The following is a 24,238-nucleotide window of genomic DNA, read 5'->3' as shown; positions in this document are numbered from 1 at the left end:
TCAGTTTTCTTAAATCCTAAAATCACAGGCGCAGTTATAAGCCTGCTTAAGTTCATTTTGCGGGATAGTTTGGATTTTGCTGGTCAGCAATTGACACATTCTTAAGAATTTGTCTAGTCGCTGCTTCGGATTTGCAACCTGAAACCACTTTGCTATCAGGATTTTAAATCTGCTTTTGCAACTGCGTATTTGAGCCGGATTGCAAATCCAGAAGAGCACAATACTTCATGAATATCAACCACAGTTGAGCTTTACAAAACCCAATACATATCACGCAAATAGTTATATAGCACAGCTATTGGCTATGTACAGGGTACAGTTATACTTTACCGGTGCCTGCTAAATAGCTGTACAAATAGATAGGTTTAAGAAAACCGGGGAGGGGATGGCTCTAACTCCAGTGTAGGAGGGGAGTATCTTTTAGGAAGATACCCGATCGGGCTTGTTATGTCTATGGCAGGGCAAAGTATACTTTGAGCCGACTGGCCTGCTAACACACCCAAAACCTGCAAATTGCAATTTGTTTGGAAAGACTCTTTACCGGACTGCTCCGAGTGCGTTTGGTGTTTCAAACACTTCTTTTTACAAGTTCTTTTTAAGGCAAACTTCTGCTTGCTGCAAGAGCTGCCTGCCTCAATTTTTGCAACCTGGCTAAGTCCAGACACAGCAATCCTGTTCTTCGGCAACGCGAAAAGTATAAACGTTATACTTAGTAAGAAGAACAGGTATTTACTCATTTATTAGTCTGTGTTTGTAGTGCGCTGCCTTACTGAACAGCTATTACGCCATTATTGTTTCTTAGCTAAAGATAGCCAATTTATACTTACAGGGCTAACCCACACACTCCGGGCTATGCCACAAGGTCTTTTTTGTACAGCACATGCGTATCTCGGTCATGATGCCGGCTGAAATGGTAAGCAAGGCCGTGCCTATCAGCACCACCGGAAGTCCGAACAGGTCGCTGAAGATACCGGCGGCCAGGGCCCCGGCCACATACCCAAAATCACGCCAGAACCTGAAGATACCCAGGCTCTGTGGTCTTTGCGTAGGATGCGTGTTCTCTGCCACTACAGACAAAAAATTAGGGTATACCAGTGCCGTGCCAGCTCCCAACACTATAAGTGAGATCAAAAGCAACAGGTAAGAATCTGCAAAAAACAAAAGCCCTATAGCCAAACCTTGTGCCAGCATACCTATGGTAAGCAACTGCTTTTTGCAAAGCACATCTCCTAGCTTGCCTGTTACCAATTGCCCCAAGCCCCAAACCACCGGGTACACACCTGCCAGAAAACCTGTCTCGGCCAGCGAGTAACCCTTAGACATTAGCAACACGGGCAGCAAACCCCATAAAATGCCGTCGTTCAGGTTATTCACAAAGCCATTGATGGTTACAGAGCCTAAGTTATTGTGGCGCCAGGTGGTTTCGTGCCAGGTGTTTTGTAACAGCGGAATGGTTGTTTTGGCAGCCTCTGCCCTGGCATGTGCATGGGTATCCCTGATAAGGAAGATACTGAGCAGCAAACCTATAACAGAAAAAGCAATACCGGGCGCGAAGGCATAGGTAACAACCCCCGTAGTGGATGCAATGTAACCGGCCGCAAACGACATCAGACCAACGGCTAAATAACCCGCAAACTCGTTGATGCCCATGGCCAGGCCACGGTTTTTTTCGCCTACCAGATCTATTTTCATGACGACAGTGGCGGACCATGCCAGGCCCTGGTTTAGACCCAGCAGCAGGTTGGCCACTACCACCAGCCACCAGCTATTAGCATATAGCAACAACCACGGCACAGGTAGCGCAAAGAACCAACCCAGAATTAAAAGCTGTCTGCGGGTATACTTAGTGGAAAGTGTACCCATCATCAGGTTGGCAAACGACTTGGCCAAGCCAAATGCCACGATAAAGGACAGCAAGGCAGTGTGTCCGCTGATATTAAAAACTGATTCGGCAAACTCGGGCACTACAGAACGCTCTAAGCCCACCATGGCCCCCACAAAGGCATTAATGACTACCAGTAACCAAAACTGTTTTGCGTTCTCTCTTAAGCCTAGCTGGGTTTCTGTGTGGTTCGACATCTTTCGGTGAATAAGCGCTTTAAAAACTAAGCCGATGGCTTTTAAGGGACCATCGGCTCTAAGTTAGGTTTTATTTTCTTAGTGAGGCAGCCTGTCTTTCAATAGGCCATACATAAACGTACCGAAGATTGCACCGCCTATGGCTACCAGTATGGCCCAATATCCATACCCCAGATTTACAAACATTGGCCCTGGGCAGGCACCTGTAAGCGCCCAACCTAACCCGAATATCGTACCCCCGATCAGGTAGCGTGGCACCGACATTTCTTTCGGTGTGAAGGTGATCGGGTTGCCCTGGTAATCCTTGATGTTGAATTTCTTGATAAGGTATACCGCTATTACGCCCAATACAACGGCTGTACCGATGATGCCATACATGTGGAAGGCCTGGAACCTGAACATCTCCTGTATGCGGTACCACGAAATAGCCTCCGACTTACTCATGACGATACCGAACAAAATGCCGGCAAGTATAAATTTTAATCCTTTCACTTTTTCTCGAATTATGAATTAGAAATTATGAATTATGTTGTCTCAAAATTTGAAATGCCCATAATTCAATAAGCTAATGTCTCCTGTTAAAAAATCAGTGGCAACAGCAGATGTGTCATCAGAAGTCCTCCGATAAAGAAGCCGATCACTGCGAGAAGGGACGGCAACTGCAGGTTAGACAGGCCGCTGATGGCATGGCCCGAAGTACAGCCACCTGCGTAACGCGACCCAAAGCCGATCATGAATCCACCTACCAGCATGATCAGGAAGCCTTTCAGGCTAAACAGCGCCTCTAAGCTAAAGATCTCATCTGGCTGTAAGTCATCCGGTGCCGATATACCCAGGGCGCTTAGATCCTGGATAGTAGCCTGAGAGATCTGTACGGCATCTCCGTTTGTAAGAAACTCGGAAGAAATGAATCCTCCCAGGATAGCGCCTGCCAGAAACAACAGGTTCCAGGTTTGTGCCCTCCAGTTAAAGTTAAAGAACTCTGAGTATTTACCTGCACCACAGGCAGCGCACACAATGCGCAGGTTAGACGAAAACCCAAACGATTTTCCAAAATAAAGCAGCAACACCATGATCAGGGCGATAATTGCTCCTGAAGTATACCACGGCCAGGGTTGACTAATGTACTCGATCATATTTTATATTCTGGGTAATACTATTATTTGATTGTTGATTTATACTTTGCTGTTAAGCAGGCCAGGCACCCACGCCTCCGGCCAGGTTATAGCACTTTATTCCTTTGTCTGAAAGCATCTGGCAGGCAGAGCCACTTCTGTTTCCGCTTCGGCAAAACACGAAGTACTCCTTGTCTTTGTCGAGATTGTCCATTTCTGCCTGAAACTGACCTGAAAGAATATCCAGGTTCTTTGACCCTGGTATAGTGCCCGAACCAAACTCGCCTGCGGTTCTTACATCCAGCAGTTCAGCGTTTTGTGAGCCCTCATACTTCGACCTGAAGGTTTTACCATCCAAGTCTTCATACTTTTTTGATCCTGAATTGAATATATTAAACATGGCTTTATATTTCTTGTGTTATCCTTTTCTTCAATTTACTATACAAAGATACTACCGTCTATACCCCTGTTCAGTGACTTTGGTCACGTTAGGCAAATTGTTCTAATTTTTTGTAGTTGTTGCTGCTATAGTATCTTGTTAAAGAATTCATCCTTTGTTCATACCGCCAGTTTGAGCGAAGCGGTAAAGGTGGTTGAGTATAGTGCCAGTTTATAACTGGCTTTTTCCGGAACTATACTTCCGCCAGTTACAAACTGGCATCATGGCAAGTCACAAGTTGCGCTAACGCTAAACTTGCGACATTTCTACTTTAAGAGTTCATCCCCCTACCCCCTTCAAAGGGGGACTTTCCAGGCATCTTGATTAGAAACAATTTCTAATTTTACACCTGTGTAGAGTCCCCCTTTGAAGGGGGTGAGGGGGATGAATTACATTGTTGCAGTAATTATTTAAGCGTGCTTGGGCACACAAAGGCTGTTTTAGGCACGTTTGTTTCTGCGATTGCCTTAAAGCCACCCTCCACGTTCACTACATTATCAAAGCCTCTTGCCTTAAGTATAGATGCTGCGATCATGGAGCGGTAACCTCCGGCACAGTGCAGGTACATGTCCTCAGACTTTGGCAATTCGGCAAGATGCTCGTTCAGGTAGTCCAGAGGAGCCAGCTGGGCAGTTTCTACGTGCTCTGCCTGGAACTCGCCCGGCTTACGCACATCCACCACTTTGATGGTGTTATTCTGTTCAAACCTTTTTGCAAAGTCATCGGCAGAGATAGAAGTAATGGTATCCACTTCTTTGCCTGCGGCCTTCCAGCTCTTGAAACCGCCTTTCAGGTAGCCAATGGCATGGTCGTAGCCCACACGGGCAAGTCTTGTAACCACTTCTTCTTCACGGCCTTCGTCGGCCACGAATAGGATCGTCTGCTTGATATCCGGGATAAGGGCACCTACCCAAGGAGCAAAGTTTCCGTCGATACCGATGTTGATGGAGTTAGGAACAAAGCCTTTGGCAAACTCCTCTGGCTTACGCGTATCCAGCACAAGGGCACCAGTTTCGTTTGCAGCTGCCTCAAAAGCCGCAGGTGTTAAGGCTTGCAAGCCCTGGTTCATTACATCGTCTATGTTAGCGTAGCCTTCCTTGTTCATCTTCACGTTCAGCGGGAAGTAACCCGGAGGAGGCATTAAGCCTTCAGTAACCTCTTTCACAAACTCTTCTTTGCTCATGTCGGCACGCAGGGCGTAGTTGTTTTTTTTCTGGTTGCCAAGCGTGTCTGATGTTTCCTTGCTCATGTTCTTGCCACAAGCCGAGCCGGCTCCGTGTGCCGGGTAAACGGTCACATCATCCGGCAGCGTCATGATCTTGTTGCGCAACGAGTCATATAAGTGCGCTGCCAACTGCTCCTCGGTCAGGTCTGATTTTACGGCCAGATCCGGACGGCCCACGTCTCCGATGAAGAGTGTATCTCCAGAGAAAATACTATGCTCTTTACCGTTCTCGTCCAGTAGCAGATACGTGGTAGACTCCATGGTATGGCCCGGCGTGTGCAGCACTTTGATGGTTACATTTCCTATGGTCAGTTCTTCGCCGTCTTTTGCAATGTATGCCTCAAACTGAGGGTTTGCATTCGGGCCAAACACGATGGTTGCACCGGTAGCCTTTGCCAGATCCACGTGGCCAGAAACGAAGTCTGCGTGGAAGTGCGTCTCCAGCACATATTTTATTTTGGCGCCGTCTTTCCGGGCTTTCTCAATGTATGGCTTCACCTCACGAAGCGGGTCAATGATGGCGGCCTCGCCGTTGCTTTCGATATAATAGGCGCCTTGTGCAAGGCAACCTGTGTAAATCTGTTCTACTTTCATGGTAGCTGATCTTAATTTTAAACCTCTTTTAACTTGATCCCTCTGCAGGATCACACTACAAATTTCTGAATAACCAGGGCCAAAGTCTGTGACTATTATCACCCATGAGACTTAGGCGAAAAATAATTCTTTACCGATGATATAAACACCCATCACAAGCACGAACCAGCCAAAAGCGGTCTTCAGTTTATCCGCATGTATCTTGGTTGACAGGAACGAGCCAATGAAGATACCTGCAATAGAAATGGTTGAGAATATGCCCAGGAACATCCAGTTGATCTCGTAGTTGTAGATATCACCAATGAAACCGAACAGCGACTTGGCAGCGATGATGAGCAGGGATGTGCCCACGGCCATTTTCATGTCCAGCTTACTGAACAGCACCAGCGCAGGGATGATCAGGAAGCCACCTCCGGCACCTACCAGACCAGTAAGCGTACCTACAATCAGACCTTCGGCCAAGATGCCACCATAGTTAAACTTTGGTTTAGGGTGTTTCTCAGCAGGGTCTGTGTGCTCCACGTCAAGCTCTGTGTCAATGTTCTCATCCACAGGTTCAGCGGGTTCGGTTGGCGTTTTCTTCTTCTTGATCATAGAGATAGAAGCGAACACCATCAGGCCGGCAAACAACAGCATCAGTAATACACCTTTGGTTACCAGGAAATCACCTACCATAAAAATGTTATCCGGAATGGCCGGCACGATGTAACGGCGCGTGATGTAAACCGCAATAATGGACGGGATACCAAATACGACTGCTGTCTTTAAGCTGACCAGGCCTTTTTTGTAGAACTTATAGCTGCCTACCAAACTGGTAAGGCCTACAATAAATAGTGAGTAAGCCGTTGATATCACAGGGTTTAAACCGATAAGGTATACCAGCACCGGTACTGTAAGTATAGAACCACCGCCACCTATCAAACCCAGTGAAAGGCCGATAAGCATGGCTGCTATGTATCCGAGTATTTCCATTGTTTTATGTTTTTTGTTAATTTCTACTACAAAGGTACAGTGTATAGCTTGCGTCTACAGTGACTATAGTCACTGTAGACGCAAGCAAAGCGTAGGGTAAAAATGTGATCAGATTTTAGGTTTATACTTATGGTATAGGGTAAAAAGGAAAGAGACGCATTTTCAAGCGCCTCTTAAAAGTATAATTAAACCAGGTCCAGGTCGTGTACTTCAATGTAATTACGGTGTAGGGTAAGGGCACCGGTCTGCTCCAGTTTTTTGAGTAACCGTGAGATAACTTCACGTGAGCTGTTGAGTTCTTCGGCTATTTGCTGGTGCGAAAGCCGCACCTCGTTTCCGCTTACTTTTACATGCCGTTTCAGGTAAAAAAGCAGCCGCTCATCAAGCCCTTTAAAGGCGATGCTGTCGAGGGTTTGCAGCAGTTCTTCGAAGCGTTGGCGGTAAGAGGCTATCACAAAGTTGTGCCAGCTTTTATACTTACCCAGCCACAACTCGGTTAGGTGAGAAGGCACCAACAGCACTTCGGCTTTAGTTACAGCCTTGGCCATGATCTGGCTCTTTTCGGTGCGGGCCGTGCACATCATAGAAAGGGCGCAGGCATTACCCGGCTCCAGGTAATACATCAGAAACTCATTGCCTTCGTCGTCTTCGCGGTATACTTTTAAAAGCCCGCTAAGCAGCAGTATCGTGGATTTGATGTACTGGCCGGTCCGCATGATCTCTTCGCCTTCCTCCAGCTCCCGTAAAGTGCTGTTTTTCAGAAGTTCTTCGAGTAAGGGTTGCTCAAGGTGCGGAAACTGCTTCAGGATAGCGTCTTTGTCCAGTACGTCCATAGTTTAAAGTATAAAATAACCAAGTATGTGTCGTGTGTTGAAATATACGGAATTAATGAAGAAACCAGCACGGCAATCAGTTGCCAGTGCTGGTTTCCGAACCTTAGGTGTTATTACTTCTGCCCGTTCTTGAACTCATTTACTGCATCGCTCAGGTCGAGCACTTTTACGTTAGGCTTTTTAGCCTCCACAATGCTGCTGCCGGCCGCAGAACGGTAGCCACCGGCACAGTGTACTACCACTGGCTTGTTAGAAGGAATTTCATCGGCACGCTCACGCAGCTCTGGCAACGGAATATTAATAGCCTTATCGAAGAACTTTCCTTCCTTTACCTCCGACTCGTTGCGGATGTCCACGATGGTATACTTGTCCGGGTACTCACGGAACTCGCCCAGGTCGATCTCCGGCATCTGGGCCTCTGTTGCCTGCTCTAGCACAAACGCGCCTTTGATCAACAACTCATACCCGATCTTGGCTGCTTTGGCAATCAGTTCGTCCAATTGCTTGTCGTCTTCCGCAATCAGGTAATACTGCTCGTCTGGGCTAACTATACTTCCAAGCCATGTCTCGAACTTGCCGCCATTCTGTATGTTGATGGCTCCTTTGTAGTGGCCTTTTTTAAACACTTTCTCGTTGCGGGCATCTACTATCACGGCATCATCTGCCGGCTTATAGTTCTTCTCCAGTTTTTTAACCCCGCTTATACTTGGCTTATAGTCTGGTGCGCCTTTTTTGTTCAGGCTTACATCGTAACCAAAGTACTTGGGTATAAATGGCTGGTCTGCGGTCAGTATCTTCACAAACTCATCCTCGCTCATAGATTGCAAAGCGTAGTTGCCGGTTTTCTCCATGCCAATGGTGCTGCTGTTGGCATCGCTAAGGGCTTTGCCGCAAAGCGAACCAGAGCCGTGTGCGGGGTAAACCGTTACGCTGTCGTCCAGTTTCATGAGTTTTTCGCGGGTGCTGTGGTACATCTGGCGTGCCAGCTCTTCGCGCTTGGCAGTTACATTACCGGCACTCTCGCGTAGGTCAGGCCGGCCTACATCGCCAATAAACAGGGTATCACCGGTAAACACGGCTTTGTCTTTGCCCTCATGTTCCAGCACAACACTAATGCTGTCCGGCGAGTGGCCCGGCGTATGCAGCGACTTCAGCTTTATTTTACCGATCTGCAGTTCTGCTACCTCATCAAAGGCTTGGTGCGGGTAGTCGGCACCCACCATGCTGTGGGTATAAATAGTGGCCCCGCTCTTCTGGTGTATCTCCAGGTGCGAGCTCACAAAGTCGGCGTGCGGGTGCGTCTCGATCACACCTACTATTTTAGCGTTATGCTCATCGGCATAGTCGTAGTATGGCTGCGGGTCACGGGCCGGGTCAATCAGCACCACTTCGTTGGCGCATTCGCTAAGTATGGCGTATGAGTAATGGGCTAAACCTTTGTCTTCGAACTGTTTAATTTTCATAGTTTAAAATTTTTATTCTACTTTATCTCTATTATTCAAATTGTTATGCATTTTATACTACAAAGATAGTTTATTGTTAGAGGCAAGTCTGTGACGTAGGTCACACAAGGCCTGTTGCCGGAATTTTTCCTAGAATGTTATCTGCGTCACAAAGTTTACCTGATGGAAATTGGTTCTGTAGTACATGTCCGGTAAAGGTACATTTTGCGAGGTTCTGCCCACGTAGAGCAATCGGAAGCCTAACCCATCCAGTACCGGCTTCTTAGGAGTATACTGCGTATCCAGCACAAACCCAAGGTAGGAGGGCTGCCTATATTTATTGAACGCAGCGTTTTCCAGTGACGGCAACCATGATTTTGTGATGCCTGCTTCCACGCTTAGGTTATCAGACCACTTTTTCAGTACACGCAGGTTAAGCACATCTGCTTTTCCGCTTCCTTCAAACCGGCCCCGGGGTTGCGTAACGAAGAACTGCTCACGGCCCCATTCCCTCGGGAACAGGAACCGGCCACCGTCGCCTAGGTGCAGGTAGTTAAGCGAAAGCTTTATGTCTGAGCCTGGCATGTAGACTAACTGGCTGCCAATCAGCCATTGGTTTTCCTGGGCAAAGTATCTTTTATCTTCTTCTTCATTGCCGCCTGTCCCCACCTTGTTTTGGTACAAGCCTTCTAAGCCAACACTAACCTTCTCGTTAAGGGCGAGGTTTGCTTTTCCATAGAGGTTGTTTGATACGTTCTCGATCAGGTAATCCCATACCTCGGTTTGCAGCTTATCCCCGAACGTAGATTTCAGGCCTGCTATACCCACGCCTTTTGTATTGGTATGATGCTCATACTCGGAAGGCGAGCCATCGGGATTAACCCCGGTTGGGTAAATGCCAATACTCTCTTCCGCTTTTACCCACTCCACGGTGCTGCGTGGGGAGAAATGATCGAGCCAGGCCAGTGTCAGGTTGTGCTGATCCTGAATCGGGATCTGTAGCTGCACGCCTTGTGCCGCATAGGGCTTCATGCGGGTATCCTGTGGGTTTATAAGTGGTGAGGTAAAGCTGATACGGCCTGCCTGGGCAAATAATTTCTCCGATCTGTACTCTAAATACAGTTCATCCAACCTGTCAAGGTCCGACCTGTTGGAGGGGTTCTGTATGTCGAAAAGCTCCAGTTCATTTCTGGGAAGCCTCTTGGCTATAGGGTCCAGTTCGGCTAAGTCTGAGGAAAAGGCATTGTAGGTGAATAGCCCCGCAAACCCAAATCTGAAGCCATGCAGGGGAGCCGTCCTGAAACCGATTCTGGCCCCAATGGCATTGGCATAGTTATCTGAAAGCGCTTTGTGGTTAATGGTGGCCATAAAGTAGTTCCGGATGTGGCCTTCTACCTCGCCTTTGGTAAACAGCTCTTTTATACTTCTGATCTTAACGGTATCGGTACTTGCCTCTGTGTTTGGGCCATCTGTTTGTCTGTGCCCTGCCTGAGCGTAAGCCACCCCTTGCACCAGTAGTGCTACCAGAGCCACCAATAGGGTTTTTATACTATACATAGGTTTTTTTTGTGTGTTTGTGCATGCTGCCATGGCTTTTCCGGTTTTAAAATCTTCAAAAACCGATATGCTACATGCAGCATGCTTCCTAATTTCTGTCCGGTGCAAAAGTGGGGGTATACGGGTTGCCGTTCAGTAACTTTGGTTACATAAAGCCTCCTGTATCAGGTATTGCTAACGATACTGATAGAGTGTGCGGATTGTTTTGCCGGAGGCCAAAACAATTCCTAAGTATAAATTTGTATTTAAAGTAGTATTTGCAGAACCTTTTTAATGTGTTTTTCGCATAACTACTTAGCCGGTCGTTTTTTAATGTGTTGACTGTTAGAGTTATACTTTTACCCGGCTCCTTCCTGTTGTTTTTTAATTTATAAGTTAGCTAACCATCAGATTTCTGCCCACATGAGAACCTATGACGAAAAGCACATTAAAAACGTGGTGCTGATAGGCCCCGCGAAAAGCGGCAAGACCACACTTGCCGAAACCATGCTGTACGAAGCCGGCATTGTGCACCGGCGCGGTACCGTAGAGGAAAACAACACCGTATCCGACTACCACGAGGTAGAGCATGAACGGGGGAGTTCCGTGTACGCCACTTCGTTGCACACCGAGTGGCGCGACTATAAGATCAACATCATCGACACGCCGGGTCTCGACGATTTTATAGGCGAGGTGATCACTTCCATCAGGGTATGCGATACGGCGGTGCTGTTATTAAATGCTCAGAATGGCGTGGAGGTAGGCACTGAGCTGCTCTGGAACTACGTGGATAAGTATAAAAAACCAACCATACTTGCCGTAAACCAACTGGACTCCGACAAAGCCAACTTTAGCCAGACCATTGAAGAGGCGAAGGCATACTTTGGCGCAGCGGTTACGGTAATGCAGTATCCCCTTAACACAGGCTCCGGTTTCGACTGCATCATCGATCTGCTGAAAATGGTGATGTACAAGTTTCCGGAGGAGGGTGGCAAGCCAGAGAAACTGCCGATACCAGATAGCGAAAAGGAGAGAGCCGATGCCATGCACAACGAGCTGGTAGAGAAGGCCGCAGAAAACGACGAGGGACTGATGGAGCAGTATTTTGAAAAGGGCACTTTGGATGAGGACGAAATGCGGCAGGGCCTGAAGATTGGCATGATGAAGCACGAGGTCTTCCCGGTATTCTGCCTGTCGGCTAAAAAGGACATGGGCTCGGGCCGTATGATGGGCTTTATCGATAACGTGGCGCCTTCTGCCATCGAGATGCCAGCCGAAGAAACCGAAGAAGGGCAGGAGGTACCCTGCGACCCGAACGGACCAACCAGGCTGTTTTTCTTTAAGACGCTGGTAGAGCCGGGACTGGGCAGGCTGTCGTTCTTTAAGGTATTGTCAGGGGAAGTATCAGTAGGCATGGAGCTTGTGAACGAAAGAACCTCGACGATAGAACGCATCAGCCAACTGTTCATAGCCGACGGTAAGAAACGAAATTCAGTAGAGAACCTGAAAGCCGGCGATATTGGCTGTACTTTAAAACTCAAGAGCACCTATACTAACCATACTTTAAACGGTAAAGGTGCTGTTGGTAACATCAGGCCTATCGACTTCCCGGATCCAAAACTGCGGGTAGCTATTTCTGCAGCCAACAAACAGGACGATGAGAAACTAAGCGAGGTGCTGAATGAGATACATGTGGAAGATCCTACTGTAGGCGTAGAGTATAACCAGGAATTGAAGCAGCTTATACTTTCCACACAGGGCGAATTGCACCTGGCAGTAACCAAGTGGCGCCTGGAGAACATCTATAAAATACAGGCAGAGTTCCAGAAAGTTAAGATACCGTACCGCGAAACCATCCAAGGCGCTGCCAATGCCACGTATCGGCACAAAAAGCAGTCGGGTGGTGCAGGGCAGTTCGGCGAAGTATCGATGAAGGTAGAGGCTTACTACGAGGGCATGCCGCCATTAACCGAACACCCGGTGCGCGACACCGAAACCATAGACCTGCCATGGGGCGGCAAGCTGGTGTTTAACAACTGCATTGTTGGTGGCGTGATAGATGCCCGTTTCCTGCCTTCCATCATGAAAGGCGTAATGGAGAAAATGGCGCAGGGTCCACTCACCGGCTCCTATGTGCGCGATGTGCGGGTAAGTGTGTTCGATGGGAAGATGCACCCTGTAGACAGCAACGACATCTCATTTAAAATTGCCGGTATGATGGCGTTTAAGGATGCCTTTATGCAGGCCGGGCCACAGTTGTTAGAACCTGTGTACGAGGTAGAGGTGTTGGTGCCGGCAGAGCTGATGGGGGATGTAATGACGGAGCTGCAGATAAAACGGGGCATTATCCTGAACATGGAGATGGAAGGCGATAACCAGGTAATTAAAGCCCGTGTGCCGCTGGCTGAGCTTGATAAGCTGCAGACCTCATTGCGTAGCCTGAGCCAGGGCCGTGCCATTGTGCGCAGCCACTTTGGCGATTACGCCCCGGTTTCTTCAGATATGCAGAAACGCGTGAGCGAAGAGTATAGCAAAGCTGAGTTGGCAGAGGTGCATTAATCCAGAAATCTGCACGAGTCTATAGTTTGGCAGTGCCTGCCCGGGTGTTTGAGTAAAGCACCATGGCAGGCACTGCTTTTATACTACTCAACTTTTAATCCGCTTGTAAGTGCCCACCAACTCCCCGTAAGCAATGGCTTTGCTTTGGAGTGTATCTTCCAGGGTTTGTTTTGAGGTGTCCGCGCCCAGGCCCAGTCTGGAGTCGAGGGCGTATACTTTAAAGAAGTAGCGGTGCTCTTCGCCGCCGGGTGGGCAGGGGCCCATGTAGTTATGCTTCCCGAAGTCGTTCTGTCCTGTTGTACCGCCTGGCTGACTGTTCTCTTCTATCCGGGATGTTGCAGGTATGTCCCACAGCATCCAGTGTGTAAAGGTGCCGTTTGGTGCATCCGGGTCGTCCAGAATAATGGCCATGTACGCTGCACTTTCCGGAATACCCTGTATGTTTAGTGGCGGATTGGTGTTCTCGCCGTCACAGGTATAAGTAACCGGGATAGGGGAGTTGTTGCTGAAAGCAGCGCTGGTGACCTCTAGTGTTGCCTGTTTCATAGCTATACTTTGTGTTTAGTGGACAATGATGGCTGTACAGTGTTTTACAGCGGCCTATACTTTGGGTTATACTTTGGAGCAGGAATTTTAGCAAACCCCATTAGCCTTTTAGCCTACAGCCTTGCCACGATCACATCGCTTAACCTGGTAGTATAGCAAGGCGATATGAACTCACGCTTCAGGAGCCAGCCGGCCTTGCTTTCCCCCTGTGCCGCCGATTTAACGGTTGCCTGTCCATACTTTTTGTTCAGGTTGTCGAGGGCATGCATCAGGTCGCGGTGCTTACCCGTGTCGGCACCATCAAAAAGACCCAGCTGCATGGCATTCTCCGGCGTCAGGTCCGATACGATAACCCCGCATTTTTTATAGATAAAGCCATCCTCGTATATACTTCGGAGTGCTAGTGTGGCATAGTGCACCAGGTGCAAGTCGCTGCTAATGGGGCTAGGCACCTGTACGGTTTTGGAGTTATAGTACTGTTTGGTGTCGGCGAAGGTGTTGGTGGTGATGAACACAGTGATCGCGCCCGTACAGCTGCCCTGCTGCCTTAGCTTAAAAGCACACTTAGAGGCATACAGGGCCGTTGCCTCTTCCAGCTCATCGAGTGTGTGCACTGGCTTTCCGAAACTGCGGGAGGTGCAGATGTTCTTTTTGGGAGGGCTTACCTCTTCCAGTTCCAGGCAAGGCTCCCCGCGTAATTCTTTTACCATCCGGAGGCCAACAATGCTCATGTGCTTTTTTACCCAGGCATCGTGTTGCCGGGCCAGGTCGTAGGCAGTGGCAATGTTGCGGCTCTTCAGAAACTTAGTGTGCTGCCTGCCAATGCCCCATACATCACCAACCTCTGTTCTTTGCAATGCCGCCTTTACATGCTCCTGTTCCTGTAGCACCAGCACACCGTTGGCCTTGCTGCTTTTCTTAGCCAGCCTGTTAGCGATCTTGGCCAGTGTTTTGGTTTTGGCCACGCCAATGCCCACTGGTATGCCGGTCCAGTTCAGCACGGTGTTCTTTATATCCCAGGCATACTGCTGCAGGTTTTTGCCGTAGAAGTGCCCCAGGTCCAGAAAAGATTCGTCGATGCTGTATACTTCCAGGTTGGGGGTAAACTCCGCCAGGGTCTTCATTACCCGGTTACTCATGTCGCCATACAAAGTATAATTACTGCTGAACACCTCAATGCCATGCTGCTTTATCAGTTTCTTTATCATAAAGTATGGCTCTCCCATTTTTATACCCAGCGCTTTAGACTCGGCAGAACGTGCGATCACGCAGCCATCGTTGTTGCTGAGCACTACCACGGGTTTGTTGCGGATGGCGGGGTTGAACACGCGCTCGCAGGAGGCATAAAAGTTATTGCAGTCTACCAGGGCTATCATGGCAGTTGCGGCAAACAGTTATGGATAGAGTAAGACACCACGCCCCAGAAGGTAAAGTCCATCCCTTCGGTCAGCTCCACTTTCGGGTAATCGGGGTTGGCAGGCTCTAAATATACTTTGTCTTTTTCGCGGCGGTAGGTTTTCACGGTAAAGCCCCCGTTAAGCCAGCACACAATAGGGTAGCCATTCTTCACCTTTATGGCCTTGTCCACTATCAGCAGGTCGGTATCCCGGATAAAGGCCTCCCGCATCGACTCGCCGCTTGCCCTGATAAAATAAGTAGAGGAGGGGTTGCGGATCAGGTGCCGGTTCAGGTTTATGGTTTCCTCGATGTAGTCTGCGGCAGGCGAAGGAAAGCCGCAGGCAACGTGGCTCTCAAACAATACAAACTCCATACTATCCTGAACCTCAGGGAAAAAAGCCTGCCCAAACACAGTGCCGTTGGCGTTTCGCATTACAGTTTTTAGTATCATTGGCTAATTTTGTTAGTATGACAGCTGCAATATAAATGATTTTATATATTTAATGCTAATATTTTTAGTAAACGAGTGTTGCCGGCAGATGGATTAAATTTTTAGCAGAAACTGAGAATGCGACAGCCTTATAAGTTTTGGTTTGGGTAGCATATCGGTAAAAACTGCTGATTTTCTCCGTAAATGCACCTGTATTTTGTGTGAATAACGGATAGGTGCTACGTATAAATGCGTATTATATAACTTGTTGTGTTATAACATGATATGCAATTGATAGAAGCGAAACGATTTTATACTTGTAAATACCTGGAGGCGCTGGGTCTGTTAGAGGTTGTGTGGCACGGCTGTGTAACAGCCTCGGAACTGCAGGAAAGTTTACAGGAGGTGGCGATGGTACTGAAAGAGAAGGATGTAAAATACTTTTTGATGGACGACCGGTTATCGAAAGCCGCCAAAGCCACAGACGAAGCATGGATAAGGTCGTTCTACATGCCGTTGCTAGCCAGCACAGGGATAAAGAAATTTGCTAGGATCGCCTGCCCTACCGATATTCAACAATACATTCTGAGCAATATCATAAGCATCATTAACCAGGAGCATCTTTATACTTTCGATATGAAAACCTTCCGGGACAGGGGAGATGCAATGGAATGGCTGTTCAGGACAGAACCCCAGAAAGAGCAAATGCCCTACGGGGGGGACCGCAGGGCATTCAGCTTAATCTAAACACAAACAACCAACAAATTAAAATTAACTAACCAGTTCTTTTTATTAAAGGGTAAACGTATTCGGGTTTCTTTAGTAACGCACAAATGGGGTATTACTAATAGACTGATAACTCTCGCTGACACCTACAAAGTAGTCGCCGATAAATATACCGGCTCCGTTATCAATGGCTTTTGTGCCGGCGTTATAATTGATCACTCCTCCATCAATCGTAGAAAAACCAAATTTTTCTTCATCTGACAGGCTTATTTTCACAGTTGCAGAAGACAGCGGAAGGCAGGCATTGCCGTAGCTTTTGTCTGACGCATATTTTGTAGGGTTCACAGTAAAACTCATGTGGCGATGGGTTTGGGTTCTTATTTGATACAATAATAACAGGTAGGTAGGACAAGAAACAGGAAATATAAGGGGTAAAGGTAACATGCATATTGTGCTGTTTTATGCGGCTTTTACCGGAATGTAAATAACAAAATGCATGCAATATTGCTTATATAGCCTTGTATGGCATTTTATACTTCAGGGAGGCAAGCTCAATTTTGGGAGTAAAAAGCTTAAAAGGTAACATCGGACTGCTTATTTTCTTTCCTCAAAATGATTAAGAAAATGGTAGCTGATGGTTTGTAACGCCCATACGGTGGTGGCCAACGCAAGCCCCGGAAACACGACAAGCCACCAGGCAGAGGTGTTGGACCGGATGCCGGAAATGATCCTGCCCCAGCTTACAAATGTGCCCGGAACCCCAATGCCAAGAAAGGATAGGGTTGATTCTAAGGCCATTAAGCCTGCAAGACTAAATGTAAAGGTAACCACAATGGGGCCCAGCATGCCCGGGAGTACATGCCGGGTTAGTAGCCGAAGCTGTGGCACTCCCAGGCTTTGCGCGGCCTCGAAGTATGGTAGTTGTTTTATCTTTAAGGTTTCGGCCCTGGCCAGCCTGGCAAAAGAGGTCCAGAAAGTGGCAACGAAAACCCCGGAAAGTAACAACACGGATGGACGCATAAAAGAAGCCAGGGCAAGTATAAGCAAAAGCCTCGGCACGCTTGTGAAGGCTTCTGTAAAACGGAGTGCCAGGTAATCAAGCGGAAAGCTGAAACTAGCAGCAGCAAAGCGCCACCTTTTAAGCAAGGGTAATATAAACAGGTATAAGGCTAGCAACAAGATAAACAGTAGGGCTAAAACCTGCCAGCCAAAAGGCAGGCCCAGCTTAAGCAGGTTTAGAGGCAGGTAAACACCATAGTATAAGATAGCCATCAACGCTACAAAAGAGACCATGAAAGAGGCCCGGCTAACTTTTAAGCCTTTGTCCCCGAAGTAGCCTCCGCTTATGCCAATGGCAAGGCCAAGCGCAGTTGCAAACAGCATTACCGGCAAACTGACAAACAGGGCAGAGCGTGCGCCATGCAAAATATTAGACCATACATCACGGCCCAGCCCATCGGTGCCCAGCCAGTGCCACCCCGAGGTGCCTTTTGTAAGCGGCGACGCAAATGTGTAAGCAAGGTCCAGTTCGTTGGGTGAATAGCTAACAGGAAGTACAGGCAGCAGCACTACCAGCAACACAAACAGCAGCAGGTAACACGCCGCTACTTTAAAGGTAGCCTTTGCGCGCCATAGTTGTTTCAGATCTTGGCTAAGCGTTCTCATGCTGTGGCGTGCTTAATTCGTGGATCGGCTATACTATAGCAAGCGTCTGCCAGCAGGTATAGAATAATCCTGAAAACGGCGATCAGCAACACAATGGCAACAATAACGGGATAATCTCTGGCCAGTACAGCACTAACCAGCAGGCGGCCCATCCCCGGAATCGCAAAAATAGTTTCCACTACTATGGTGCCGGCCACCAAGGCAGGCAGGATATCAGAAAGCACGGTAATGGTAGGCAGCAGCGTGTTGCGCAAAAGTTGTCGCCGGATAACCTGACTCTCCGAAAACCCTTTTGCTTTGGCCGTGCGGGCGTAATCTTTCCTGCTTTCCTCTGAAAAGGACCGGTAGATCAGGTTAGTTAAGTATGGTATGCTGCTCAAGGTAAGGCAAAGAGCGGGCAGGGTCAGGTACTGAGCAAGTATACTTGCCTGTTGCAGCCACGTGGCATTGGGCAAAGTATGGTAGCCCAAACCAAACACAGGAAAAATCTGCAGAAAAGAGGGGCTGGCAAAGAGTACGAGCAGGAGCAAAGCCAACAGAAACAGCGGGATGCTGTCGATCACAAAAAGGAATGGCAGCAGCAGCCTTCTTAGGTTTTTGCTTCGCGGCATCACCAGTAGCATTCCGAGTTCGAGGGAAACAGCAAAAGCCAGCACTATACTTGCCAGTACCAGCCACCAGGTATTGGCCACGGCCTCATACAGCATACTGTTCACCGGCCTGCCATCCCGCAGCGAGTTTCCGAGCTTGCCCTGAAGTATACCTGTAAACCATGCATGGTACTGGTTCTGGGTGCCATGCCAACGGAGGGAGGGAAGTAAGTAGGCGTAAGAGTTTTGCTGCTCATGCAAATTTCTCACGGCTGTTTTAAGCAATGTAGCCTCTTGATTTAATTCGGCTTCGGGCAGGGTGGCAACCGTTTTATTTACCAGCTGGCTAATAGCATTGGGTGCTGTTTCGGTATATAGCTGCTCAAAGTATGGCTTTGTGGTTTCCTTCTGTTGCGCAGACAAGCTTTGCTCAAGGCGTTTTATACTTTGGAAGTAGCGGTTTACGGCCTTCGGGTTGCCATACTGCCAGTAAAGCTTTTGCAGCAGCACGCTATGATGGCTGGGGTAGACCAGGTGCAGGCTGTCGGGTTCTGGCAGCGGCTTTATTGAAAAATAGAAAAGCGGGAGGTTTTGTCCGGTGCGCTCCAGGTAACTCCTGTAAGCCTGCTGACGCCCTGCCGCGCTGCCTTTGCTATAGAATCCACCACTTTCCTGCAGTATCTGTGCCTCGCCAGGGGTGCCGGTCAGAAGCCTGCTAAGCAAAAAAACAAGCGTAACCAATAGCCAAAGCGCAGGCAAGGCCAGCAGGAAACGCTTGAGAATGTATTGCAGCATCGGGTGCTGTTAGTTTTTTAGGGTAAAGGCGCTTACATCGTAGCCAGGGGCCAGGCCGGATATTTTAGTGTTATCAAAGCGCTTGTGCACGGCAATTCTGTCTTTCTGGTAGTACAACGGTATAAATGTCGCCTCATCGTGTAACATCGCCTGAAGCTCTTTTAACAGGCGTGCTTTCTCTGCCGGCGCCTCCGCAGCATTGATGGCATCCAGAAGCGCATCGCTTTCGCTGTTACCGAAACCTGTGTAGTTTATGCCACCAAGCTCAGCAAACGAAGTATGGAACAGTGCCTTAAAATTAAAGACAAACGGGTTGCCGGATAAAGAGCGGAAAAACATGTCGAACTCGTGCGCTTTTGATTTTTGGCTGAGCAGGCTGGCTTCCATGGCCTCCAGTGTTACAGGTATACCGGCTTTTGCCGCGGTCTGCTGGAAAACAAGTGCTGCGTTCTCAAAATTGGTGTTGCCGGCACGGTAAACAACATCAATGGTAAGCTTGGTGCGCTTTCCGTTAATGTTCTGGTACCAGCCGTCCTGCTCCCGGTTCCATCCGGCGGCTTTCAGAAGGCTTTCCGCCTTTGCCAGGTTGTTGCTTCTGGGTTTCAGGCTGGCGTTGTAGTATTGTTTTATAGTAGGCGGAACAATGCTTGCCGTTGGTGTGGCATAAGATTGCTGCGACACCTTTATCATGTTTGGCACATCAAGCAATTGTGCAATAGCCTGACGGGTACGTTTATCAGAAAACTTAGGCAGGCGGCTGTTCAGTCCCACATAGGTGAACTCGTAAGAGTCGGGGGTGTAAAGGGTGTAGTGCTCCGTAAAGGCCTTGTCAGACTTTAGCTGATCGAACTCTGCGGCAGGTATCTGCTCCAGCACATCGAGCTGCTGGTTCTTGAGTGCCAGTAGGGCCGTGGTGTTGTCTGGGATAATGTAATAGCTGATAAGATCCGGGCTGGCCGTAAGATGGTCGTTTTCATTTTCGTTCCCCCACCAGTCTGCTTTGCGCTTCAGCACTATTTGCTGGTTAGGTACATAGCTTTGCAGCAGGTAGCCACCGCTACCCTGCAGGTGCTGCTGGTCAGCCTTAAAATCAATAGCATTAAAATTAAGGGCAAACTCCTTTAGGTTCTCATTGTTTTCCAGCTCGGAAAGGCCTTCGTTCAAATCCGCCACTTGTATAGCCTTAAGCAAACCCCGGGGGTCCAGTATGTGCGACGGAAGTATAAAGAAATCACCTGTCAGGAGCTCCATTTCAGGAGCGTATCCTGAGCAGATGAAGGTAAATCTTTTGGAGTTTGTTTTATCAAGCCTGATGTCTTTTATAAACTCGACCTGCGGCTTGACCTTTTCATTATTTACCAAAGGCGCTTTTAACACCTTTAGCGTAAAGGCAATGTCATCTGCTGTTACGGGGGTGCCGTCAGCCCAGGTGGCATCTTTTTTAATTTCATAATTGAACAGCGTTAGCGAGTCCTCGCGGATCATTTCGGGCATCCTTGCCGCTAACGCTGGTTTTAGTTTATCTTCTTCCAGATCAACAGACAATAAGCTTTGGTACAGCAGATTTATGATCTGCAGTGCTTCAGCATCTGAAAAGTTAACAGGACTGAGCGTTTCAGGCTCTTTGGCTAATCTAACTTTTACCTCATTCAGCTCTTGTTGCTGTTGGCTGCAAAAGCTGAAGAAAAGTAAAAAAAGACATGGCAGAAGTAAACTAACTTTCCTCATTTAAATATTAAATCCTTAATGGCTATTTAACTGAGGCAATATATAGAAAATTTGGTTTAAAGGTAAACTATCCTTCAATCCAAGTAGTGCTACCACCGAAAGTAGACATGGTAGGATCAGATGTTTTAGGCTTTTCTTTTGTCTCAGAAGTTGGTGTTGTTGGGTTCTGAGTTGTTGGCTGAGCTGGGTTTGTGCCAGTCGCGATTGTGATGATTATTGCAATGATGGTAGACAACATAATTTTTAGGTTTTTAGGTTATGGTATTGCAAATATGAAGACAGCTATTCAAAATATAAATGAATGTTTTACGAAAAAAGTAACTTGTTTTATATAGTGAAATGTGTGTATTTTATTATATTGGTGGCCTGTTTCGCGATATAAAGTGATAATTATAGTTGTAAATTGTGAAACAAATCTTTAAAAGGTAACATGTTAGGTGTTTGGTCTAACATGTAAAATTATAATACTTTGTTCTTTTTAAGAATGAAGAAAGCATGTTAAAAGTAACACTGAATTTTTATAGGTTTTACTGCACTATATCATTATACATAGCTCTATTGCCTCTCAGACATGGATGAATTAATTTCACTTTCTAAAATGGTAACATTTTGCAACAGTGTTGCCAGCTCTTTACCTGACCATGATATAAAAGGTAAGGAGGGTTTGTTCACTGAGAAGCTGATTCATGGAAATTATGAAACTGACGAAGAGGCAGCTTTGGATCTCTACGGATCAAATCCTAATGATGTAAGGTACAAGATGCTAAAGCATCGGTTAAAAAAGAAATTTTATAACAGTTTGTTTTTAATCAATTATCAGAAACTGAAAACAAAACCTTATGTGCAGGCTGAGCAAGAATGTTTCTTGCTGTTACACCATGCTAATCTTTTCCTTAAACAGATTAATTATAAACTAGCTGAGTTAAATGCGAAGAAAACAATTAGTTTAGCCAATGAGTATGATTTTACAAATTTTAAGATAGCTTCCTTAGAAATTATCTTGTTTTGTAATTCGGAATCAGGTTCTTTTAAGAGCTTTAATAAAAATAAGAAGAAGCTTGAAGCATTACTACGTAAAAAAGCATACGAGCGTGAAGCTGTTAATTTGTTTCAGGAAATTAAGATCAAAATAAATAGATCAATTAAGTCAAGAAGGGAATATCTTCCTCAATTTGCGATTGATATCAAAAGGCTTGAAATACTGTGGAAGAATTGTCGAACATTTGATTCTTTTAATGCATACTACAAAACTCATATTGCTTATTATGAATTAATAGGAGATTTTTCAAAGATCGTTGAGCTGACCATCTTATCTGAAAAATTGCTTGAAAGAGGAGAAGTTTGTGCGAATAGATTTGATGCAGGTTTCAATAAGCACGTTCTTGTATATGCGCATTTAAAAGCGGCAAAGTATGAAGAAGGGTTATTTTATGCTGAAAAGTTTTTAAACGACTTTAGCGAAACCCATAACTGGTTTAACTATTTAGAAAATTATTTCCTTTTAGCACTTCATTCGCAAAAGTATAGCTTGGCAAGCAATCTCATCGATAAAGTAGTTTCAAATAGTTCTTTTAATAAAGTTTCTGCGACTGCTAAGGAGAGATGGTTTCTGTACCAAGCATATTTGTCTATAATCGATGGTAATCTTTATACAAAGAGATCCAATAATCCATATTTAATTTCTTTACCTGAATATAGTAAAGACAAGCAGGGCTTCAATGTGGCAATTCTGATATTGCAATTCTTTTATTTCTTACAGCGAAAAGATACAGAAGCGTTACTTTACCGTATCGAAAGCTTGAAAAAATATATACATACACATTTAAAGGATTCCTTTAGCTTAAGAAGTAAGCTGTTTCTTAAGATTCTCATTCTAACAGTTACTGAAGACTTTGACACAGATAATATAAGGAAGAAGGGTAAAAAATACTACGAGAAGTTAATAGATACACCAACTCCGGGAGACGCATATGCCGAGATTGAAATTGTTCCATATGAACATTTGTGGGATTTAATTTTAGATGTAACTCAAAAACAGTACACTCATTAAGTGTTTGATATTCATTGTTAAATGGAGGAACTGAAAAAGCTTATTAAGCTTATTGAAACAGGAATTACAAAATCTCTTCCAATAATTGATCCTACTGACAGTGAAAGTCTGGAAGGTAAGTTATATCATCTTGTCAAGGCAAATGCTGTTGATACGGATGAAGAAGCATGCATCAGTCTTTACGGTACTAGCCAGAAATTGGCAAGTTATCGGATGCTTAAATCCCGGATGCGAAAAAAGCTTCTTAATAATCTTCTTTTTGCGGAGCTTTCTGAGCGTTACATCAGATCTAGTAGAAAGCTATTTGTAGAATGTGAAGCGGTTTTGCTGCAAGCAAATAAACTTTTAGCATTTGACGAGCATCTATTAGCGGAAAAGCTTGCAGACCAAGTTCTATTAACGGCTCAGAAAGCGGAATTAAATGACGTGTTATTGAAAGCATATGAGGTTAAGCAACATAAAGACCTAATCTCTCAAGATAGAAAGCAGTTTGAGAGAAATCTCAAACTTATGCAACGGTTTCATTTTTTATGTACTAAAGAGCGAGAAGCGTTATTTTTATTTAATCAGCTAAAATTTGAATTAAGTTTTAATATTGGCAACATGCGAAAGCAGGGTGCTGAATATCTTAACTCATTGATTCAGTTGAGAGAGCTTTGGGAGCAGACCGGATCATCCAGGATTTACAATAATTATTATCTTGTAAATATTGGTTATCAAGAAGTTATTGGTGATTATGAAAAGATACTGGAAAATATACAAGAGGCAGAAGACCTATTGGAGAAAGAAAAGCTTAACCCATTTTGGTTTAATCAGCATTTTACAAAGTACATTAAAGTATACGCTTGTCTTAGATTGCGGAAAATAGACGAAGGTTTGTTTTTTGCAAAATCTTATTTAAGCTATTTTAAAGAGGGTACTATAAATTGGTTTAACTTTTTAGAGAACTATTTGTTGCTAGCTCTGCACAAGCGGGATTTTGGATTAGCATTAAAACTAAGTGAAAACGCAATTGCCAATAATATTCTTAGTTTTCACATTCCTGGTGTAAAAGAAAGGTGGGTTCTGGTTTTGAGATTTTTAAAAGTTATCGCTCCAGAGCTATCTTTTGATGTAATGAATGAAAGCATTGTTGAAAAATCAGAGTTAACTATCATTTCTAAAGACAAGGAGGGATATAACCTGCCACTGATGATAGTGGAGTACCTGGAGTGCCTTCCTGACCTGAGTGATGAGGAATTGGAACTGTATATAGTGCGTTTTGATAAGTATGCATTAAAATACCTGAAGGGACATGCTGCTGTGAGGGCAAGACTGTTTTTAAAACTGCTTGCTCTAAGCATGAAAGAGGATGCCAGGAACCTAAAGAAAAAGGGGGCAAATACCTTGAAAAAGCTGCAAAATATGCCATTAACCCGAGATCCGATAGCTGAGGTAGAGATCATACCATATGAGCATTTGTGGGAGGTTGTTCAGGAACGCGCACTGCTGCGCTTAGCCAGGTAACTTTGTATAG

22 protein-coding genes are annotated in these 24,238 nt (G+C 46.1%); 4 read left to right on the top strand and 18 right to left on the bottom strand.

Features of this window, described 5'->3' with window-relative positions; translation table 11 throughout:
* Positions 1-365: 365 nt before the first annotated feature.
* From AC4BAP_RS13280 to AC4BAP_RS13235, 10 genes are all read right to left on the bottom strand, one after another.
* Complete coding sequence (locus AC4BAP_RS13280; RefSeq protein ID WP_490583152.1) at positions 366-737, bottom strand: hypothetical protein; 372 nt, start codon at positions 735-737, stop codon at positions 366-368.
* Between the two features lie 94 nt (positions 738-831).
* Positions 832-2,079, bottom strand: a complete 1,248-nt coding sequence (locus AC4BAP_RS13275) for an MFS transporter (protein WP_490583151.1) — start codon at positions 2,077-2,079, stop codon at positions 832-834.
* Positions 2,080-2,157: 78 nt separating this feature from the next.
* Entirely contained in the window at positions 2,158-2,571 is a 414-nt protein-coding gene (locus tag AC4BAP_RS13270) for a YeeE/YedE family protein (protein ID WP_490583150.1), read from the bottom strand.
* 86 nt (positions 2,572-2,657) lie between these two features.
* A complete protein-coding gene (locus AC4BAP_RS13265; RefSeq protein WP_490583149.1) occupies positions 2,658-3,215 on the bottom strand; it encodes a YeeE/YedE family protein in 558 nt (185 codons plus the stop codon).
* A gap of 52 nt (positions 3,216-3,267) precedes the next feature.
* On the bottom strand, positions 3,268-3,594 hold the full coding sequence (locus AC4BAP_RS13260; protein ID WP_490583148.1) for a rhodanese-like domain-containing protein: 327 nt from the start codon (positions 3,592-3,594) through the stop codon (positions 3,268-3,270).
* Between the two features lie 445 nt (positions 3,595-4,039).
* The gene (locus tag AC4BAP_RS13255) at positions 4,040-5,452 is read right to left on the bottom strand and encodes an MBL fold metallo-hydrolase (RefSeq protein ID WP_490583147.1); all 1,413 of its coding nucleotides are present in this window, start codon (positions 5,450-5,452) and stop codon (positions 4,040-4,042) included.
* A 111-nt stretch (positions 5,453-5,563) separates the two neighbouring features.
* Positions 5,564-6,424: a sulfite exporter TauE/SafE family protein gene (locus AC4BAP_RS13250; protein ID WP_490583146.1), complete on the bottom strand. Its 861-nt coding sequence runs from the start codon at positions 6,422-6,424 to the stop codon at positions 5,564-5,566.
* A gap of 185 nt (positions 6,425-6,609) precedes the next feature.
* Positions 6,610-7,257 (bottom strand): Crp/Fnr family transcriptional regulator, encoded by a 648-nt coding sequence (locus tag AC4BAP_RS13245; protein WP_490583145.1) that lies wholly within the window; start codon positions 7,255-7,257, stop codon positions 6,610-6,612.
* Positions 7,258-7,370: 113 nt separating this feature from the next.
* Positions 7,371-8,720 carry an MBL fold metallo-hydrolase gene (locus AC4BAP_RS13240; RefSeq protein ID WP_490583144.1) on the bottom strand — a complete coding sequence of 450 codons (1,350 nt, stop codon included), beginning with the start codon at positions 8,718-8,720 and terminating at the stop codon, positions 7,371-7,373.
* A gap of 129 nt (positions 8,721-8,849) precedes the next feature.
* Positions 8,850-10,256, bottom strand: a complete 1,407-nt coding sequence (locus AC4BAP_RS13235) for a porin (RefSeq protein ID WP_490583143.1) — start codon at positions 10,254-10,256, stop codon at positions 8,850-8,852.
* Positions 10,257-10,658: 402 nt separating this feature from the next.
* Between AC4BAP_RS13235 and fusA2 the strand changes: the two genes are divergently transcribed.
* Positions 10,659-12,794: an elongation factor G2 gene (gene fusA2, locus AC4BAP_RS13230; RefSeq protein WP_490583142.1), complete on the top strand. Its 2,136-nt coding sequence runs from the start codon at positions 10,659-10,661 to the stop codon at positions 12,792-12,794.
* A gap of 87 nt (positions 12,795-12,881) precedes the next feature.
* Here fusA2 and AC4BAP_RS13225 read toward each other — a convergent pair whose 3' ends face one another.
* The 3 genes from AC4BAP_RS13225 to AC4BAP_RS13215 all read right to left on the bottom strand — a co-directional run bounded on the left by AC4BAP_RS13225 (position 12,882) and on the right by AC4BAP_RS13215 (position 15,189).
* Positions 12,882-13,340 carry a YbhB/YbcL family Raf kinase inhibitor-like protein gene (locus tag AC4BAP_RS13225; protein WP_490583141.1) on the bottom strand — a complete coding sequence of 153 codons (459 nt, stop codon included), beginning with the start codon at positions 13,338-13,340 and terminating at the stop codon, positions 12,882-12,884.
* A 113-nt stretch (positions 13,341-13,453) separates the two neighbouring features.
* On the bottom strand, positions 13,454-14,716 hold the full coding sequence (locus AC4BAP_RS13220) for a Y-family DNA polymerase (protein ID WP_490583140.1): 1,263 nt from the start codon (positions 14,714-14,716) through the stop codon (positions 13,454-13,456).
* Positions 14,713-15,189, bottom strand: coding sequence for a LexA family protein (locus AC4BAP_RS13215; protein WP_490583139.1), 477 nt, complete (start codon positions 15,187-15,189; stop codon positions 14,713-14,715). The genes AC4BAP_RS13220 and AC4BAP_RS13215 overlap by 4 nt, the downstream gene beginning before the upstream one ends.
* Before the next feature lie 264 nt (positions 15,190-15,453).
* On the opposite strand from AC4BAP_RS13215, the gene AC4BAP_RS13210 reads away from it, so the two are divergent.
* Positions 15,454-15,915: a hypothetical protein gene (locus AC4BAP_RS13210; protein ID WP_490583138.1), complete on the top strand. Its 462-nt coding sequence runs from the start codon at positions 15,454-15,456 to the stop codon at positions 15,913-15,915.
* 72 nt (positions 15,916-15,987) lie between these two features.
* Here AC4BAP_RS13210 and AC4BAP_RS13205 read toward each other — a convergent pair whose 3' ends face one another.
* The 5 genes from AC4BAP_RS13205 to AC4BAP_RS13185 form a co-directional block, all read right to left on the bottom strand.
* The gene (locus tag AC4BAP_RS13205) at positions 15,988-16,251 is read right to left on the bottom strand and encodes a hypothetical protein (RefSeq protein ID WP_490583137.1); all 264 of its coding nucleotides are present in this window, start codon (positions 16,249-16,251) and stop codon (positions 15,988-15,990) included.
* A gap of 237 nt (positions 16,252-16,488) precedes the next feature.
* Positions 16,489-17,559 carry an ABC transporter permease gene (locus AC4BAP_RS13200; protein WP_490583136.1) on the bottom strand — a complete coding sequence of 357 codons (1,071 nt, stop codon included), beginning with the start codon at positions 17,557-17,559 and terminating at the stop codon, positions 16,489-16,491.
* Positions 17,556-18,944 carry an ABC transporter permease gene (locus tag AC4BAP_RS13195; protein WP_490583135.1) on the bottom strand — a complete coding sequence of 463 codons (1,389 nt, stop codon included), beginning with the start codon at positions 18,942-18,944 and terminating at the stop codon, positions 17,556-17,558. The genes AC4BAP_RS13200 and AC4BAP_RS13195 overlap by 4 nt, the downstream gene beginning before the upstream one ends.
* A gap of 9 nt (positions 18,945-18,953) precedes the next feature.
* Entirely contained in the window at positions 18,954-20,672 is a 1,719-nt protein-coding gene (locus AC4BAP_RS13190; RefSeq protein WP_490583134.1) for an ABC transporter substrate-binding protein, read from the bottom strand.
* A gap of 67 nt (positions 20,673-20,739) precedes the next feature.
* Positions 20,740-20,910, bottom strand: coding sequence for a hypothetical protein (locus AC4BAP_RS13185; RefSeq protein WP_490583133.1), 171 nt, complete (start codon positions 20,908-20,910; stop codon positions 20,740-20,742).
* Between the two features lie 333 nt (positions 20,911-21,243).
* Here AC4BAP_RS13185 and AC4BAP_RS13180 point away from each other — a divergent pair, with 333 nt between their 5' ends.
* Together AC4BAP_RS13180 and AC4BAP_RS13175 are read left to right on the top strand one after the other, a co-directional pair.
* Positions 21,244-22,722 (top strand): hypothetical protein, encoded by a 1,479-nt coding sequence (locus AC4BAP_RS13180; protein ID WP_490583132.1) that lies wholly within the window; start codon positions 21,244-21,246, stop codon positions 22,720-22,722.
* 21 nt (positions 22,723-22,743) lie between these two features.
* Positions 22,744-24,228 (top strand): hypothetical protein, encoded by a 1,485-nt coding sequence (locus tag AC4BAP_RS13175; RefSeq protein WP_490583131.1) that lies wholly within the window; start codon positions 22,744-22,746, stop codon positions 24,226-24,228.
* Positions 24,229-24,238 lie beyond the last annotated feature (10 nt).

It is taken from the genome of Pontibacter sp. GD7 (genome assembly GCF_058216375.1).
This window is presented reverse-complemented; position numbering and strand designations above follow the sequence as displayed.